This is a genomic window from Paenibacillus sp. FSL K6-2524 (assembly GCF_038005525.1).
GTDB classification, from domain to species: domain Bacteria; phylum Bacillota; class Bacilli; order Paenibacillales; family Paenibacillaceae; genus Fontibacillus; species Fontibacillus anaericanus.
Window position 1 is genome coordinate 5,815,361 of the sequence record NZ_JBBOSP010000001.1, and the last position, 17,657, is coordinate 5,833,017.

General features: G+C 43.8%; 19 protein-coding genes. 5 read left to right on the top strand and 14 right to left on the bottom strand.

Features of this window, described 5'->3' with window-relative positions:
* Nucleotides 1-55: 55 nt before the first annotated feature.
* From NST85_RS27085 to nagA, 5 genes are all read right to left on the bottom strand, one after another.
* Nucleotides 56-859: a DeoR/GlpR family DNA-binding transcription regulator gene (locus tag NST85_RS27085; protein ID WP_127193677.1), complete on the bottom strand. Its 804-nt coding sequence runs from the start codon at nucleotides 857-859 to the stop codon at nucleotides 56-58.
* A 114-nt stretch (nucleotides 860-973) separates the two neighbouring features.
* A complete protein-coding gene (gene pfkB, locus NST85_RS27090) occupies nucleotides 974-1,930 on the bottom strand; it encodes a 1-phosphofructokinase (protein ID WP_341190891.1) in 957 nt (318 codons plus the stop codon).
* Nucleotides 1,900-2,766 (bottom strand): class II fructose-1,6-bisphosphate aldolase, encoded by an 867-nt coding sequence (gene fba / locus NST85_RS27095; RefSeq protein ID WP_211350196.1) that lies wholly within the window; start codon nucleotides 2,764-2,766, stop codon nucleotides 1,900-1,902. The genes pfkB and fba overlap by 31 nt, the downstream gene beginning before the upstream one ends.
* A gap of 57 nt (nucleotides 2,767-2,823) precedes the next feature.
* Nucleotides 2,824-3,786 carry an ROK family protein gene (locus tag NST85_RS27100; protein WP_341190892.1) on the bottom strand — a complete coding sequence of 321 codons (963 nt, stop codon included), beginning with the start codon at nucleotides 3,784-3,786 and terminating at the stop codon, nucleotides 2,824-2,826.
* Between the two features lie 38 nt (nucleotides 3,787-3,824).
* Nucleotides 3,825-5,027 carry an N-acetylglucosamine-6-phosphate deacetylase gene (nagA, locus tag NST85_RS27105; RefSeq protein WP_170220235.1) on the bottom strand — a complete coding sequence of 401 codons (1,203 nt, stop codon included), beginning with the start codon at nucleotides 5,025-5,027 and terminating at the stop codon, nucleotides 3,825-3,827.
* Nucleotides 5,028-5,287: 260 nt separating this feature from the next.
* Between nagA and NST85_RS27110 the strand changes: the two genes are divergently transcribed.
* Entirely contained in the window at nucleotides 5,288-6,331 is a 1,044-nt protein-coding gene (locus NST85_RS27110) for an SIS domain-containing protein (protein ID WP_170220236.1), read from the top strand.
* Nucleotides 6,332-6,417: 86 nt separating this feature from the next.
* Here the strand turns inward: NST85_RS27110 and NST85_RS27115 are convergent, their stop codons facing one another.
* Together NST85_RS27115 and NST85_RS27120 are read right to left on the bottom strand one after the other, a co-directional pair.
* Nucleotides 6,418-7,518 (bottom strand): hypothetical protein, encoded by a 1,101-nt coding sequence (locus NST85_RS27115; protein ID WP_127193683.1) that lies wholly within the window; start codon nucleotides 7,516-7,518, stop codon nucleotides 6,418-6,420.
* A gap of 17 nt (nucleotides 7,519-7,535) precedes the next feature.
* Nucleotides 7,536-8,606, bottom strand: a complete 1,071-nt coding sequence (locus tag NST85_RS27120; RefSeq protein WP_127193684.1) for an SPFH domain-containing protein — start codon at nucleotides 8,604-8,606, stop codon at nucleotides 7,536-7,538.
* A 212-nt stretch (nucleotides 8,607-8,818) separates the two neighbouring features.
* Between NST85_RS27120 and NST85_RS27125 the strand changes: the two genes are divergently transcribed.
* Nucleotides 8,819-9,748, top strand: a complete 930-nt coding sequence (locus NST85_RS27125) for a bifunctional helix-turn-helix transcriptional regulator/GNAT family N-acetyltransferase (RefSeq protein ID WP_127193685.1) — start codon at nucleotides 8,819-8,821, stop codon at nucleotides 9,746-9,748.
* 74 nt (nucleotides 9,749-9,822) lie between these two features.
* Complete coding sequence (locus NST85_RS27130) at nucleotides 9,823-10,557, top strand: SDR family NAD(P)-dependent oxidoreductase (RefSeq protein WP_127193686.1); 735 nt, start codon at nucleotides 9,823-9,825, stop codon at nucleotides 10,555-10,557.
* Nucleotides 10,558-10,622: 65 nt separating this feature from the next.
* Here NST85_RS27130 and NST85_RS27135 read toward each other — a convergent pair whose 3' ends face one another.
* From NST85_RS27135 to NST85_RS27160, 6 genes are all read right to left on the bottom strand, one after another.
* Nucleotides 10,623-11,234: a flavin reductase family protein gene (locus NST85_RS27135; protein ID WP_127193687.1), complete on the bottom strand. Its 612-nt coding sequence runs from the start codon at nucleotides 11,232-11,234 to the stop codon at nucleotides 10,623-10,625.
* A 42-nt stretch (nucleotides 11,235-11,276) separates the two neighbouring features.
* On the bottom strand, nucleotides 11,277-11,885 hold the full coding sequence (locus NST85_RS27140; protein WP_127193688.1) for an alpha/beta hydrolase: 609 nt from the start codon (nucleotides 11,883-11,885) through the stop codon (nucleotides 11,277-11,279).
* Nucleotides 11,886-11,962: 77 nt separating this feature from the next.
* Entirely contained in the window at nucleotides 11,963-12,589 is a 627-nt protein-coding gene (locus NST85_RS27145; protein ID WP_341190893.1) for a nitroreductase family protein, read from the bottom strand.
* A 45-nt stretch (nucleotides 12,590-12,634) separates the two neighbouring features.
* Nucleotides 12,635-13,033: a DoxX family protein gene (locus NST85_RS27150; protein ID WP_127193690.1), complete on the bottom strand. Its 399-nt coding sequence runs from the start codon at nucleotides 13,031-13,033 to the stop codon at nucleotides 12,635-12,637.
* 166 nt (nucleotides 13,034-13,199) lie between these two features.
* Complete coding sequence (locus tag NST85_RS27155; protein WP_341190894.1) at nucleotides 13,200-13,931, bottom strand: copper homeostasis protein CutC; 732 nt, start codon at nucleotides 13,929-13,931, stop codon at nucleotides 13,200-13,202.
* 58 nt (nucleotides 13,932-13,989) lie between these two features.
* Entirely contained in the window at nucleotides 13,990-14,433 is a 444-nt protein-coding gene (locus NST85_RS27160) for a MarR family winged helix-turn-helix transcriptional regulator (RefSeq protein WP_341190895.1), read from the bottom strand.
* 266 nt (nucleotides 14,434-14,699) lie between these two features.
* Here NST85_RS27160 and NST85_RS27165 point away from each other — a divergent pair, with 266 nt between their 5' ends.
* Nucleotides 14,700-15,842, top strand: coding sequence for a serine hydrolase domain-containing protein (locus NST85_RS27165; RefSeq protein ID WP_341190896.1), 1,143 nt, complete (start codon nucleotides 14,700-14,702; stop codon nucleotides 15,840-15,842).
* A 67-nt stretch (nucleotides 15,843-15,909) separates the two neighbouring features.
* Here the strand turns inward: NST85_RS27165 and NST85_RS27170 are convergent, their stop codons facing one another.
* Nucleotides 15,910-16,662, bottom strand: coding sequence for an SDR family NAD(P)-dependent oxidoreductase (locus NST85_RS27170; protein WP_127193694.1), 753 nt, complete (start codon nucleotides 16,660-16,662; stop codon nucleotides 15,910-15,912).
* Between the two features lie 226 nt (nucleotides 16,663-16,888).
* Here NST85_RS27170 and NST85_RS27175 point away from each other — a divergent pair, with 226 nt between their 5' ends.
* Nucleotides 16,889-17,608, top strand: a complete 720-nt coding sequence (locus tag NST85_RS27175) for a 3-ketoacyl-ACP reductase (protein ID WP_127193695.1) — start codon at nucleotides 16,889-16,891, stop codon at nucleotides 17,606-17,608.
* The last annotated feature ends 49 nt before the right edge of the window (nucleotides 17,609-17,657 follow it).

Sequence of the window (17,657 nt, forward strand, 5' to 3'; positions counted from 1 at the left end):
AGATGTTCAAATACTGAACATCTGTCTTGGGATTGGGACAAACAACATGTCCCAGCTATGATTGATGAGCAACATCTTCAACCGTTGTATGAATCGCAATCTGTTGTTCTTTACATGCTGCTTCAAACCAGCCCTCTGGATGCTTATTCGTAATGACTCCCGTTGCCCGATGCAATGGGATAATCGTGAACAGAGCGCTTTTCTCAAGCTTACTTTGGTCGAATACAGCATATACTTCGCTTGAACGCTCGATTAGCAGTTGGGCAATACGAGCCTCCAACTCAGAATGCATAGTAAATCCATGAGCTTGAGATACCCCGTCTACACCAAGGAACATCTTCGTAACGTTGATCTTTTCAATAACACTTTCCGCAAGTGGACCACTAAGTTCGTAACTCTTCGCGCGCATGACACCGCCAATGACCACTACTTGAACACCATCTGCATCTGCTAGCTCAGAAGCGATATTCACCGCATTGGTGACAATCGTGATGTTCCGGTGCTTTTTTAAAGCTCTGGCGATAAAAAAGGTTGTCGTGCCTCCGGTTAGGCAAACGATGTCTCCTTCTTCCACCAGTTCCGCAGCCACCTCGGCGATCCGTTCTTTGCCTTGCCGCTGAAAAAACCGTTTATCTGCAAAGGGCAATTCCGATGTCGACTGCATGAGTGCCCCTTCATAGATGGCTCCCCCAATCGTACGAATGATCTGCCCTGATTTCTCTAACAAATCGAGATCACGCCTGGCGGTAGCTTCCGAGCACCCAATGGTCTCGATAATTTCTTGAATCGATATTTTCCCATGCAATTTAATGAGTTCCAGAAGTTTGGTCCTGCGCAACTCACTCTTTGAGTATTCCATAACTCTCTCCTTTGATGACATTGCGTCATCCATGCTAATCCTAATTTTGTAGGATGGAGGACTAAATTGCAAGTAGGCTAATTCAATTGTAATATTACGAGCGAACCCTACGACTTATAAGGCTACGACTTGAACTTGTTTAACGTAATCTTGAAAAAGTTTATATTCGATATGGCCTGCTTTGTCAGACATCGCATTAGCTGCTGCTGCCGCTGAAGCAATGCGTAGCTTCTCTGCAGGCGAATCTCCACGTTCTTCTGCAAACGCCATACCTGCAACAAATGAATCCCCACAGCCAACCGTATTCACTGCCTGAATGTTTGGTGGAATAACACGGTACCCTTGTCCATCGATGAATGCAATAGCTCCTCGGTCACCCAGTGTGACACACACTTGAGGGATCCCCTCAGCTGCTAGTTTTTGCGCCGCCTCTGCCCATTCAGACTCATTAAGTTGATCTTGTCCCAGCCATCCAGCTAGCTCATGTTCATTCGGCTTCACAAAATGAGGCCGAGCTTGCAATCCACTAGTCAGCGCTGCCCCGCTAGTATCCAAGAATACGCGTGCCTTGGTTGACTGAATGATACCGATAAGATCAGCATACAAGTCAGCAGGTGCACCAGGTGGTAAGCTACCCGATAACACCACAACACTCGATTGTAGAGCAAGTCTGTGTATCGTCTGCTTCATCTCCGTAATTTGATTGTCACTGATTGTCGGTCCCTGTTCAAGTAACTCTGTGGAGGTTCCGTTGGACTCATCAATGATGTTCAGACATACGCGTGATTCTCCCGCTACACGAACAAAGGAAGTTTGAATTCCCCGATTGTTCAAGCTACTTTCAATAAAAGAACCGCTACTGCCAGCAACAAATCCAGTTGCCGTTACCTCACCACCAAGTAGTGTGATCACTTTGGCTACATTATTACCTTTGCCGCCTGGCTCGGCAATTTGCCGGGCGACGCGTTGCACGCCGCCTAGTTCAAACTGATTTACATAGTACGTTTTATCTATGGCCGCATTTAGCGTGACCGTTGTAATCATCGAAGATCGCCGGCTTTTCCGATACATCCGCAAAGTTCCATTTTTTCAATCGCAAGGCGCTTCACAGCTTCTTTAGCAGGAACCATATATTTACGAGGGTCATTCTCTTCCACGTTAGCAGCGAATACATCTTTAATTGCATTCGAGAACGCGATACGCAATTCTGTAGCAACGTTCATTTTGGACATCCCTAGAGCTACTGCCTTCTTCACTTGCTCAGCTGGAATTCCTGAACCACCATGTAGAACCAACGGAACATCAACGATCTCAGCTATTTTTGCAATGCGGTCAAAGTCAATATTTGGCTCGCCTTTATAAATACCATGAGCTGTACCGATTGCTGGTGCTAGTGTAAGCACACCTGTACGTTCAATAAACAATCTGCAATCTTCAGGGTCAGCAAGCAAGGCTTCGTGTTCAGCCACGACGATATCATCCTCAACGCCGCCTACTTTACCAAGTTCTGCTTCCACATTTACACCTGCTGCAAGAGCGATTTCCATTACTTTAAGTGTGCGTTCCACATTCTCTTCAAACGCAAACATAGAAGCATCGATCATGACCGATGTATAACCTGCACGGATACACTGAACAATCGTCGAAAAATCTGTACAATGGTCCAAATGCAAAGCGATGGGTAGTCCAGTACGATCAGCAGCAACTTTAGCAGCTTCCGCTATGTAATCAGGACCTAAGTGTTTCACCGTTCCAACCGTTGATTGAATGATGAGTGGGGATTGAGTTTCGACCGCTGCCTCTACTACTGCTTGAAGCATTTCTAATGTGTGAACGTTGAAAGCACCAACAGCGTATTTATTCTTACGAGCGATTTGCAGCATTTCAGTGGATGAGATAAGTGTCATGATAAGTTCCTCCTAAGTGTGTTTTGCCAGATAAACTGGCTATATAGTGGTAATCTCTTAACCTTGTTTATGTTGATGTAGCGCCCAAAGCGCACTTCCAATAATGCCGGCATCGTCACTAAGTTCTGCACTCTTGATAGCAAAATGATTGCGATAATCTTGGAGTAAACGATGATTTAATTCCTCTCTCATCGGTGCAAAAATGAGCTCACCAGCTAAGGCGCCCCCTCCACCGATAACAATCACATCGGGCGAGAGAGTCGGTACGACCCAAGCCAATGCACGCCCAAGTACACGTCCCGTCTGTTCAAGCACATCACGTGACAGATCGTCACCTGCTAGACATGCACGCGAAACGTCGCTTGAACGGATATCTTTCACATCAGGAAACCACTCGCTAAGCAGACTTACTTCGCCTAGTTCTATTCGCGTCTGAGCTTGCTTTGCAATCCCTGTTGCAGATACGATCGTTTCGAGACAGCCGATTCTTCCACAGCCGCACGCAAAGGTCCCATGATCGACCGGCACATGTCCGATCTCACCCGCCATAAAGTTGTGTCCACGATGTATTTCCCCGCGCTGTACAAACGCAGCTGCCAAGCCCGTGCCAATTGTAATTCCGTATACGTAATCGTGACCGCGGCCAGCACCTGCAACCGCTTCTCCATATACATACATGCGGACATCATTATCTATAAAGACCGGCTTACCTGTAATTGCCCTGAGCTTAGCCGCCACAGGTACTTGATTCCAGTTCAGATTAACTGCCCGAAGACTAATGCCTGCCTCGGGATCAACAAGTCCTGGAATACCTAAGCCAATAACTTCTATATCATGGGCAGCGATTCCAGCTTCTTCACTAAGCTGTTCAAGCGTTACAGCTATGCTCTCTAAAATAGCGTCTACGCCTCTTTCAGGCTTGGTTGGATATTTCCGTTTAATCAGGACATTGCCGAGTTCATCCAATATGCCGCACTCAATATTGGTACCACCAACATCAACACCAACTGCATATTTCATAGAAGATCCCTCCTCTCCCGTTCCAAATAATCAAAGTACTAGTCCGCACAAGCGTAGACCTGATGCCCTTGCACAAAAGTTTGAAGCACTTTAAAATGTTCATTTACTATGATTAAATCTGCATCCTTGCCCAGCTCAATGGTTCCCTTAGAATCGTGAACTCCAATTTGTGTAGCTGGATGAATTGTTAGTGCAGGAACAAGATCCGCAACATCCATTCCTGTAAACTTAACTGCGTTAGCCAAAGCCTCAATCATCGTCAGTGAACTGCCTGCTAGGCCGCCTTCTGTTCCATCTTCTTGTTTCAGATACACTTTGCCTTGTTTCATGATGACCGGCAGCTTACCAAGCACATATTCCCCATCGGGACATCCAGCCGCACACATACTATCTGTGATCAGAAGAACTTTGCCCTCTGGCTTAATGTCGAAAGCCCATTTGATTAAACTAGGGTGTACGTGAATACCATCGCAAATTACTTCAACTGCTAATTGATCCAGCATCAGTGATCCACCAGCGGCACCAGGTTCTCTATGATGTAAAGGCTTCATCCCATTGAAGAGATGGGTTACCTGCGAAGCGCCCCACTCCGTCGCGCGTTGCATTGTTTCGAAGTCGGCATCGGTATGACCCAAGGAAATAACGACTCCTTTGTGCACAGCATGACGGATGACTTCTTCCGCATGGTTCAGTTCAGGTGCAATCGTCATGAGCTTGATGGTCCCTTGCGAAGCTGACCAGAAGGCATCGAATTCTTCTATAGAAGGTTCACGAAGATCCGCTGGGTTCTGTGCCCCACATCTAGCTGCATTCAGAAATGGTCCTTCCAGATGAACACCTAACAAGTTAGCCCCATCCGGTTCACGTTCTATCTTCATCGATTGTGCAGCACATTCCAGAGCTGTAATGATTTCTTCATGTGTCGCAGTAAGCGTCGTTGCTAGTAATGAAGTTGTTCCATTAGAAGCATGAAATCTACACATACCCTGAATCTGATCTACATTCCCCAGCATGGCATCGTAACCACCACCACCATGAACGTGAATATCGATGAACCCTGGTAACAAAAGCCCTCCACAGGCGTCCACATGTTCAAGTCCTACGCTATCATCCTCTACATTCGGTTCAGAAGTAGAGATTTGAGTAATCGTTCCATTCTTGATAAGTAAGCTACCATTCTCAATCCAGCCATCAGGCGTAAGAATCCGTGCGTTATAAATTCGAGTTGCTTTATGCTGCATCAACATTTCCCCCTTATATATGTGGCGAAATCGGTCTGATGTTTTATTTCATTTCATGATTATAATAATCTCATTTATTGATTTTTTCAATCTTTTTTTGATTATTTTGATAAATAAGCAATAAAAAATACACAAAACACACCTCAAAATGATTGTAATTATCATTAATTGATTAAATTTTTCTTTTTATGATTGAAATTATGATCGAATTGATTTACACTCACATTACATACACAACAATATTTAGGAGGCTATTATCCATGAGCTTAACTTATAGCGAAATTAAGCAACAATATACGGCTTTACAACAAACCTATGATTACATGCTCTCTAAAAGACAAGAAATTATTGCCTTTGCAAAATCTGAGTCCATCACTTCCGTTACCTTTGTTGGCTGTGGGTCAAGCTACTGCTTAAGTGAATCGGCTGCATTCTCTACTCGTCTGCGTGCGGGACTTCCAGCAAGCGCATTAGCTGGTGGCGATCTCATGTTAAACCCTGAGCGGTACAACACTTTGTTAGACAAAACTCTATTGGTAGCTCCATCGCGTTCCGGCAGCACAAGTGAAGTAGTTGAAGCACTACGATTGCTTCAAAATGATAAGCCTATTGCTGTACTGACACTTTCCTGTGTGACAGATTCACCACTTTCGAAAAAGGCGAATTTATCGCTAGAGTTACCTTGGGCATTCGACCACAGTGTCTGCCAGACTCGTACCGTAACCAATCTTTATGTAGCTAACCTGATGTTGACCGCATTCCTCGGCAACGATGAAGTTGTTATCGCAGACATCCAAAAGGCGATCAACCAAGGCGAAGCCTACATGGCACGCGTAGAAAGTGATATTCGTAAAACAGCTGATTTCGCTTGGACGAATGCCGTTGTGCTTGCTGATGGCGAGCTTCAAGGTCTTGCTTCCGAAGGTGCTATCGCTTTGACTGAGATTGCAAAGGTACAAGCACATTCCTACCACCTGCTGGACGTTCGTCATGGTCCGATGGTAACTGTTGGACCGGATACACTTGTGATCGCGGCGATCACTGGTAATGGTACAGAACAACAACGCAATCTAATGCGTGACATCAAAGGCAGAGGTGCTACGATTATCGCATTCGCCGATCATGCCGATGCTGTAGCGGCAGAACACGTAGATCTAGCTGTCATCTCAGACAACAGATTAGATGTTGCCGTACAAGGTATTCCGTTTATCTTCATTCCACAAATCGTTGCTTTGACTAGTGCTGACCGTCAGGGCATTAACCCCGACCAACCCGATGGTCTGGTTGCTTGGGTCAAACTATAAATCAACCCTAATAAAAAAGCATTTCACCCCCTTTTGAATGGGGATGAAATGCTTTTTGCAATGTGCATTTTAAATTGTAATCAGAACTATTGCGACTGACTAATAAAGTAAATCAATAAAACAAGTACGGCGACCCAGAATAGCGAGAAGAAAGTGATTTTCCAAGCACTCTTAGGCGCTTTACCCGATACGGCACCCGTCTCTCCGTTAACCATATACCTGAATTGCTTATTCTGGTATGTATAAATCGCATTCCATATCGGCAATAGGATGTGCTTGTAGGTAGCATTGGAGTAATGAGTCCGTATATTCACGTTCCGCTGTTCGTCCCCGCCAATCTGACCTCGCACCCCTCCACTAATCGCTCCATCCATAACGTTCGTCGCTTGATCCCAACCTTGCTTAAGCGGTACCGAATACCGCTCTGCTATGAAACCACTAATATAGTGTGGCTTGTAAGCTGCTAGATTCTTGAGATCAAATTTCCCGATATTCCCCAACAACTTCGCATCATATTGTCCAGAAGCGGGGATGAGTACATCATCAAAAAACCTACTATAAGTACCACTCGTAGAATGCCACACCGTATATCGTACCCGCTCGGTATAGGTTTCCGTCTTGCCATTGACTGTGCGCGTCCTTGTCTCATTCCGGTAATGGTATGTACCTACCTCTGCTGTGTAAGCTGAGGAGGTATTCGCATCATAAGTCCAATGGGGAATGTAGATACCATTCAGACTTGAATTAACATTCTGTTTCTTAAATTGGTTAGGTGCAAACCAACGTTTTCGTTTCCATGCACGGAATGAGGAAATGGCTTGCTCTTGTGAGATCCGAAAGGGTAGAACCGATTCAGGACGTATACTTCTTTCCGCATCATTTTGAGGCAATACTTTTGGCGATCCGCAAAAAGGACAGGTCACAGCGGTTTGATGATTACTCAGCAGCATCTGTCCCCCGCAGTTTGAACAAGACAACGCCTGTTGTTCTGTATCCCAATCCGTAGAAGCCGCTTCTTCTACATCCGCGAAATTCAAGCTGTGCTCTTGGGGCTCGGTCATGATATTCTCTATCGTCTCTTCTCTAGCACAATATCCACATTTGAGATTTTGACTCTCCGTATCAAACATCATCTGGCCACCACAGCTTTGGCAAGGGAAACTAACCTGATTTGCTTCAGAACTCATAATCCATCCCTCATCCTTTACTGTTTAGTTCCACACCCGGAACAAAACTTACTATTTGGCGCCTGCTCAGTCCCACACTGGGAACAGAATTTCACCTCTGCCTTTGGTGTACCACAATCCGAGCAAAATTTAGCCCCTGGTGGATTCTGATGACCACAATGTTCACAAGCTATCGTTCCCATTACGGGTGGGGTCGCCGGAGATGGAGCTGCTTGCTGAGGTGTAAGATTAGAGTTATTCATCACTCCATTAAACATTTGTCCCATAGCCATGGCAGCACCCATTCCTGCTCCCGCACCTGCAAGTCCGTTATCCGAATTATTCGCAGCTTCACGAATAGCTTCAGCAGCCTGATACTTCATATACTGATCGAGATTTCCAGCGATGTTCATGGAAGATTTACGATCAATCATTTTCTCCACTTCTTCAGGCAAAGATAGGTTCTCAATCACGAATCCCACTAGCGACAGTCCGATGTCAGCAAAACTCTGGTTAAGACGTTGACCCGCTTGATGGCTTAGTTCTTGGTAACTTGCAGCAAGATCAGCCACAGGAATTTTGGATTCGGCTAACATATCGCTAATATTGGAGACAATAAGTGTTTTGAAAAAACCGTTAAGGCTCTCCGCGCTAAAGTTCTCATTGGTTCCGAATATCCCACGCATGAACAAGGCCGGGTCACTTACTCTAAACGAATAATTACCAAAACCACGCAAACGAATCATCCCAAATTCAGGATCACGCATAATGACTGGATTGGTTGTTCCCCACTTCTGATCCGTAAAGATCGCAGTGCTCACAAAGTAGACATCCGCCTTAAATGGCGAGTTAAACCCATATTTCCAAGATTTAAGACCTGTAAGTACGGGCATATTCTGCGTGCTAAGCGTGTGACGGCCAGGACCAAATATATCGGCAATGACACCTTCATTCACAAAAATAGCTGCCTGCGATTCACGAACAGTTAATTGCGCACCCATTTTAATGGCGTTATCATACACTGGAAATTTGTATACTACCGAACCTGTTGTATCATTCCATTCAATAACTTCAATAAATTGACCTTTGATAAACGAAAAGAGTCCCAAATGACGTCATCCTCCTAAGCCTTCTATATTTACATATATTATACGTTAGGAATTGTGATTCGGTATCGGAAATAATGGCAGAAAACCTCGTATTTTGTAATATATCTTAAAATGCACGCAAATGAATGGAATGGAATTTAGTTGCTTATCAACAACTAATTAATTGACAAAAGCAACTAATTAATTTAAATATATAAAAAGGAGGTGTTTCCATGTCATTAATTACTTTAGAAAATAGAATCCATACCGTACGGCACTTCAATCGTTTTATCACTCGTAATATAGGAGTTTTGCAAGAAGGTTTGTTACATAGTCCTTACTCTCTCACTGAAGTCCGTATTATGTTTGAACTAGCCCATCGAGACAATCCGACTGCATCTGACCTAACCAAGGAGTTGGGACTTGATGCAGGTTACCTTAGTCGTATCCTGGCTCGTCTTGAACAGCAAGGACTTATCGTTAAAGTCCGCTCGGAAACCGATGGTAGGCAACGGATTCTGCAACTCACTCCCGAAGGTAAAGAGGTTTATCTGCCTCTTAATGAACGCTCAAATGAAGAAGTAGCCGAGATGCTTAGTGAGCTCTCAGAGGGGGATCAAGTTCAGCTGTTTAAAGCTATGCAAACTATCGAAAAGCTGTTAACTAAAGACTTCAAATATTCTAAACCGTTTATCTTACGGCCTCATGAGCCGGGAGATATGGGTTGGATCGTTCATAAACATGGTGTGCTCTATGCTCAAGAATATGGTTGGGATGAACGGTTTGAAGCCTCCGTATTGCAAATAGCAACTGAATTTATTAATAACTACAACCCTAAACAGGAACGTTGCTGGATCGCTGAAATGAACGGAGAAATCGTCGGTTCTATCGTTGTTGTACAGGAGAGTGACACAATTGCTAAACTTCGCTTGCTCATAGTTGACCCAAAAGCACGTGGGATGGGGCTGGGTACACGCCTCGTTGAAGAAGCAATTCAGTTTGCCAAACGTGCAAAATACCAAAAGCTAGTATTATGGACTAATCATGTACTCAAGGAAGCACGTCACATCTATCGCAAAGCAGGTTTTACACTTGTAGCTGAGGAAAAGCATAGCAACTATGGTCCAGAGGTCATTGGGGAAACGTGGGAGTTAATTCTATAATCTGATGTACACCCTCATCATTTAGTTATACAATTTGAGAAAGATTTTCTGCGGTAGAGAGGGGAGTTATATTCGTGCTCAAAAATAGAATAGTAATCGTAACGGGTGCAGCTTCAGGAATTGGAAGGGAAGTTGTCACACAATGCTTACTTGAGGGTGCTTCGGTTATAGCATGCGATATTAATGAACATTCCTTAGATGACTTAAAACGTTCAACAGCTGACCATCTTGTTCTATATACATATCCATTAGATGTGAGCAATTATGATGAGGTCGCATTATTTTTTGACTATGTGAAGGCAGAACACCCTAACATTAATGGACTAGTTAATAATGCCGGCATTTATTTAGCTAAAAATATACTAGATTATCAGGCTGAAGAAATAGATCAAGTTCTTAATATAAACGTAAAGGGGTTTATTTACTTCTCGCAAATGTTCGGCAGACTATTGATGAATAGCCAGCGCGAAGGAATTATCGTGAATATGTCCTCAGTTTCAGGTATTGAAGGCAGTTCAGATGCCATTTACGGTTCATCCAAAGCTGCCATACTAGGTTTAACGAAAAGTTGCGCGATGAATTTTTCGCCTTACATTCGAGTTAATGCAGTTGCTCCTACGATGGTCAACACTCCCATGATGAATACGATACCTGAATGGAGAAAAGAAGAGTATTTACAACATCAACTTATCAACACACCTGTATTGCCCGAAGATGTTGCTAATACTGTAGCTTTCTTATTATCAGATAAAGCGAAGCACTATACAGGAGCAACCTTTGATATTAATAATGGAGGATATCTGCGATAGCATACAAAAAGCATTCCGTCTCTTTATGAAGGGCTGGAATGCTTTTTATATCGTAGTATTTTTCGTTAATCTGGGCGTTCAATCGAAAAGATTTCACCCAGTTTAGAATAGTTAGTCCCTGCCAAACGGCTCACCGGTTTCAATCCTTCCGGATCGATATGTCCATCTTGATATAAAGACTCATCGATGTGAAATTGGACCACCCGCCCAATTAACAAATCGGTAGCGGGTGCCTCCGCTGTTCCGCCAAGTGGGATCACTTGCTCCAGCAGACATTCCATGCGGATTTTGGCTTCAGCAAGGCCAGGTACAGAGATCACTTCACTTTTGATCGGGGTAAGTCCAGCTAAGTCAACTTCACTCTCTTCTGGCGGCAGACTAGCAGCTGTTACATTAATCTCCTGAATGTAGGATTCATCCGATATGTGAACTACAAAAGCACCCGACTCTATGGCGTTCCTTGAAGTATCTTTCGGTACACCCTGCTTTCGCTGTACAGAAATCGATATCAGAGGAGGATTCGCCGTCACGATATTAAAATAGCTGTAAGGTGCAGCATTCAACACCCCACTACTAGACAATGTTGTTACCATCGCTATAGGTCGTGGGATGATACTACCAATTAAGAGCTTATAGTTATCACGTTCACTTTGGTTGTTCGGATCAAACGATAACATTCTGCATCCCTCCTCGCTCGCAGTTGATTAATCAGTCAATTTTTATGCAAAATTTTGTTGATACCAGATCCCAGCAGCCTTCACCTCAGAAGAAGTTAACTGATGGCCAAATGCTTCCCAATGAACTGTAACTTGTGCCCCTGCTCCGGTCAGAATACCATCCAAATCTCTTGTCTCATTAGGTGGGCACATGTTATCGTTACTTCCTGCTCCGATAAAGATGGGAACCCCAGCTAAATCAGGTAGTTCAATCCCCCGGCGTGGCACCATCGGATGGTGTAGAATCGCCCCACGGAGCGCATCTGAATAATGGAACAGGAGACTTGCGGCGATATTGGCACCGTTAGAATAACCAACTGCCACCACTTGTTTACGATCAAATCCATAATCGGCAGCAGCCTGATCTAGAAAATCATTCAACTCTTTTGTACGAAAGATCAAATCTTCCTCATCAAATATTCCTTCCGACAGACGGCGGAAGAACCGCGGCATTCCGTTCTCCAGTACATTACCTCGTACACTCAATACGGACGACCCAGGAGATATTAGCTCTGCTAGTGGTATTAAGTCATTTTCAGTTCCACCAGTACCATGTAGTAGAAGTAACACTGGCGCCTCCCGATCCGTTCCTTTTTGAAAAATATGCTTCATTATAGATCACCCTCCAACACCCGCATAAACCGGGTTCATTATATTAGATAGCTTCCTGATATCTTTAACGGTACCAATTAGAACTTATTGTAACTAACAAATTCAGCTACGGGCTTGCGATAGCCACGTGGTCTCATGCTCGTCGTATCCTCTATGCCAATTGCGATTAGCATAGCAGGAACATATGAATCTGGGATTTGCAGTATATCACTTAATGCATCCGGATCAAATCCGATCATAGGGCAAGTATCCCATCCTTTATCCTTAGCAATCAACATCATTGCCATAGCAGACAAGCTTGCATTTCGGATCGCTTCATCCCGCTGAAATGACTCACCCCGGGTTTCATAGAACTCCAGTACACTGGACACAGTCATATCATACTCTTGTTTACTAAGGATGCCCAAATTGAGCGAACCTTCGTTAATTTTTGCGACATCTTTATATGCATCTTTATTACCCAAAACTACGATGACGGCTGAAGCAGTTTCAACCTTATATTGTTTGTTTGCAGCTTCGTACACCTTCTGCTTCTGCTCGTGGTCTTTAACAACAACGTAGTGAGCATGCTGTAAATTGAATGCAGATGGAACAAATTTCGTAAGCTGAAAAATTTCATCCAGCTCCTTATCTTCTATTGTAACTCCGGTAACAAATTTATTCGCCGATCTGCGCGATTTAAGTAAAGAAGTAAATTCACTCATTAAAATATTCCTCCTAGGTTGTCTCAGTTAAGTTGTCTTTTATAGTTACAGAATCGCGTCAATGGAGTAATCTCCGCCGCCAATCAGTGCAATTCCCACAGCTATTGCAATCACGATCAAGTTGTATTCATATCCGTTTCCAGTGGACCAGAAGCCGTTCTTACCATGTACCGTAACAATTGCGACTAACATCGTTATGACGATCAGCGCAGCAGCGAACGGAGTAAATAATCCTAGAGTGAGAAGTAGCCCACCAATCAATTCTGAAAGACCCGCCATAACTGCCATCAGAATTCCCGGCTTAATGCCGATGGACTCCATCCAACCTCCCGTTCCTTTGGGTCCGTATCCCCCAAACCATCCAAACAACTTCTGTGCGCCATGTCCTACAAACGTCAATCCAATTACTAACCTAACAATTAATAAACCTAATGCTATACTCATTTTTAAAACTCTCCCTTATGTTCTTTTATGTTTGTTTTAAGAATCTTTATATAAAGATATATGGCGTAAGAATGAGTGAATAACTCACCATAGCCTGTGATGTATTTGGAGTAGGCTCCGAAGCCTACCCCTTCATTAATGTGGTCAACAGCATATCCATCAACCATCAGCCAATGTAACTGATTTTATTAACTAAGTCCTTCAATCGAGTCGGGTCTATCGGCGCTAAAGCCGAGCTATCCAACCGAACTGCAGAGCCAAAATGCACTTCAAATACGCCCGTCGCTTCAATAAATGACTCGATTCCTTCAATTGTCAGACCATGACCTGCGAGAATTCTTAGTGAATGCCCAATGGAAGGTTGAGACAATGAAACTGCCTCCCTGTCCCTAGTTATTTCAACTAGTTTGCGAATCATCGGCACGGCTTCTGGCGCTGGTCTTACTCCACCTGAAGTTAGTACACGGGATATTTGAGGGTAACGCAAGAGTGTCCTTAGCCCAGCAACCATATCCTCTAATTCATCAAAGGCACGATGAAAGGTTACATCCAACTTTCCTGCGAGTGGAAGCACTTGTTCTAGAAATGCTTCATCAATGTCCCGGTCCACCGTCAATGCACCTATGACGATTCCCGCTGCACCCGTTGCTGCGATTGCCTTGATGTCCGCTGACATCGTAGCTACATCCTGCTTCCCATATACAAAAGACCGACTATGTGGTCGTACCATAACATTTACCGGGATATCGACCGCAGCAACGACTTGCTCAATCATTCCAATACTAGGAGTTAATCCACCTTCTGTGATAGCAGTAATCAATTCAAGACGACCCGCACCACATTCTTCAGCTAGCAACGCATCCTCTACACAAGTTGCGATAACCTCCAACACTACCATCTAACTGGAACCCCCTTCAGTGTGATCTGCAAGAAACAGCCATTAGGGTATGAATGTTCTACTTAAAATTCCCCTGGGCGTGCTTACCTAACTTCTTCAAAAGCTGTGCCGCTACAGATTTCTCTTCTGGAGAAAGACCAGCCATCGCTTGCTCTATCACTTCCGTATGCTTAGGAAAAACTTCTTCTATAAATTGCTCTCCCTGATTCGTTATCTCTGCGTATATTAGACGGCGGTCTTCCGTAGAAGCTCTACGGGCAACGAGGCCTTTTTTCTCTAGTTTATCAACGACATACGTGATATTCCCACTACTCATAAGCACCTTACCACAGATTTGTTGAATGGGTTGCGATCCCTTATGATATAGTAGCTCAAGAACCCCAAATTCAGTTCGAGTTAGACCATATTGTCGAATATCCCTTTCGGTATGAGCATTCAGCCATTGGGTTGCTCTTGTAAGTGCAACGTAGAGATCTAGGGACTCATTCTTAGTTTGATCCATGCTTATTCCACCTCCTACAATACCGTAAATATATTTTGCATAACAAAATTATCTCGACATGAAATATCTTAATATTAAGATACTTTATTTGTTGTAAACTGTCAACTGCTATTTAATAACTCAGAAAGCTATTGATTCTATATTGTGATAAAAACAAATGTTTTATTATACAAAATAACGCACTTCTCGAACACTTATAGACAACATAAGGTCTATTCGTTAGAATAACTCCATTGTTCCTACTTTAAGGAAGGCGAGGGAAATTAATGAATGAGATTCCAGAAGGCGTTCGTATATACAAGGGAGCTGTAGATGTAGCTCCGGAGGAAGTAGGGCTCAGCTCCGAGCAGTTGAACAAATTGAAGGCTCACTTCTATGGATTAATCGAACGTGGGGAGCTCCAAGCAGCCAGTTATCTTGTGGCACGGCACGGGAAGATTGCTGCATGGAATTCATTAGGGAAGCTAGATGGTACGCAAGAGCACGGTGATTTGCAACCAGATTCCATTCGCAAACTGTCTTCTTTAACGAAATCATTCACTAACGTCGCAATAGGTACACTGATCGAGGATGGTAAGCTTTACTTGGATCAGCCGGTGGTTACAATTCTAGACGAGTTTAACAATTCGACACATCAAGACATTACCATCTTTCACTTATTAACGCATACATCCGGTATTATGCCCGTGTCCGGTTATTTCAATGAGCCCTATCCACGAGAATGGTGGGGAGCACAGGGTTTTGACAATTGGATTCGTAAAATACTACAAGGAACCTTGGTATGTGAACCAGGAACAGCCTACAATTATTCGACAGTCGGCTACGCCTTACTGGGGGAAATCATTACTCGAGTATCGGGTGTGCCGTATGAACAATACATTACGGAGCAGATTCTACTTCCATTAGGAATGAGCCGAACCTACTTCGATGTTCCGCAGGAATTACACAATCAAGTGCTTATTGTGGATCAGTATGACCACGATTCACTTACAAGCCGACAGGACAGAACTGGTGGACCTCCGAGATCAGATAGCGGACTTCATTCAACCTTATATGATTTATGGAAGTTCGGACAAATGCTCTTGAATGGTGGTACTTTCGAAGGGCAACGAATTTTAGGGCGTAGAACAGTCGATTTGTTAACGCGTCGTCATCTGTTCAATATTCCGGCATACCATTGGGGTGGGAAAATCAAAGATAAAGGTCAAGCACTTGGCTTCGACCTCGCTATTGATCATATGTCTTTCGAATCGATCGGTACGTTTCAGTTGGAAGGGGCGGGCCGTTCAGCCCTATTTGTAGACCCTGCTGAACAATTGGTAGTCGTCTTCTTCGTACCATCTGCGTATTCATGGGTGCCTCTCTCCGTGTTGGGTACCAAGCAAATTATTTGGTCAAGTTTGATGTAATTAATTACTCTGTAACCATTAAAAAATGCACTCCCTATTTCTAGGGGGTGCATTTTTTAAAGTATATTTATTTCGCAGAATATCCACCGTCGATCGGAAGTTCAATACCTGTAATATAGGAAGATTCATCTGAAGCTAGGAATAATACGCCTTTTGCGATATCTTCCGCTTCGCCAAGTCGTGGAAGTGGCGACATGGACAAGAACCAAGCTTTCATTTTTTCATCGTTCATCATGTCGGTCGTCATCGGCGTTCTGATAAATCCAGGGTGCACGGAATTCGCCCGAATGTTATGTTTAGCATAATCTACAGCCGTTGCTTTGGTCAGCATCCGAACTGCCCCTTTACTTGCAGTATAAGGACCTGTTCCGCTACCACCCGTTAATCCAGCGATTGAGGAAATGTTGACGATGGACCCTCCACCTTGTTGGATCATGTGAGGGATTACCTCTTTTTGTCCTAAAAAGACACTTGTCAGGTTGATGTTCATTACCTTATTCCATAGTTCAACATCCGTTTCGAGGAACGGTGTAGCGCTAGAAATACCAGCATTGTTAACAAGAATGTCTACTTTACCAAATGTAGCAACGGCTTGATCCACAACGCGCTTCCAGTCTTCTTCGGAAGTTACATTATGAGCCAGACCAATCGCTTCTCCACCGCTCTGTACAATCTCCTCAGCAACTTGCTTAATCTTATCTTCCTGTATATCTGTTAAGACGAGCTTGGCACCTTCTTTCGCAAAAAGAAGCGCATCGGCTTTACCCATTCCACCAGCTGCACCAGTAATAATAGCTACTTTATTCTCTAATCTCTTCAAGTAAATCCCTCCTTGTAGTAGTGTGAGAAATATCACATCAAGCACCATACACCTTTTATTCTATGGATTCAAGCCATTTTCCTATCTTTACCTAATTTGCATATATTATTAAAAATCGCGGTTTGTCCATTTTATTACAGATACTACCCCTACCCTTACTATTACCTCGTATATAATATAAAATAAACATGTAAACTATAAAAAATGGATATGGAGGAGATCAGACATGCAACTTTCAAATAAAACAGCCATCATTACGGGGGCAGGTAAAGGCATTGGCAAATCCATCGCAATTGCTTTGGCGAAGGAAGGCGTGAACCTCGGCCTCATTGCACGGACAGCAGCTGACCTCGAATCATTGCAAAATTCTTTAAAGATAGAACACTCCGTGAATGTACATATTGCTACAGCGGATATCTCTAACCAACAAGAAGCCGAAGCAGCCGTCTTGAAACTTAAAGAGCAACTCGGTTCTATCGATATTCTTATCAACAATGCAGGAATCGCTGAATTCGGCACCCTCGTTGAGATGGAACAAAGCACTTGGGAACGAATCATTCAAGTAAATCTGATGGGTACCTATTATATTACCCGCGCAGCACTTCCCTTCATGCTGGAGCAAAATAGCGGAGATATTATCAATGTCGCTTCAACGGCTGGAGAACGTGGTTTTGCTACGGGTTCGGCATATTGTGCATCTAAATTCGCCGTGCTCGGCTTAACGGAGTCCCTATTACAAGAAGTTCGCAAGTCGAACATTCGGGTAGTTGCTCTTACACCTAGCACTGTTGCTACCGAGTTGGCACAAAATGCAGGATTAAAAATTGGGGATGAAGACCGGATGATGCAACCGGAGGATGTTGCGGAATTGGCCTTGGCTACCTTGAAACTACCATCACGAGTATTTATCAAAACTGCAGGTATTTGGACAACTAACCCACAGTAAGAAGCTGTGATTGACTATAAAAGCACAGAAAAACCCCGCTCTCGTAGAG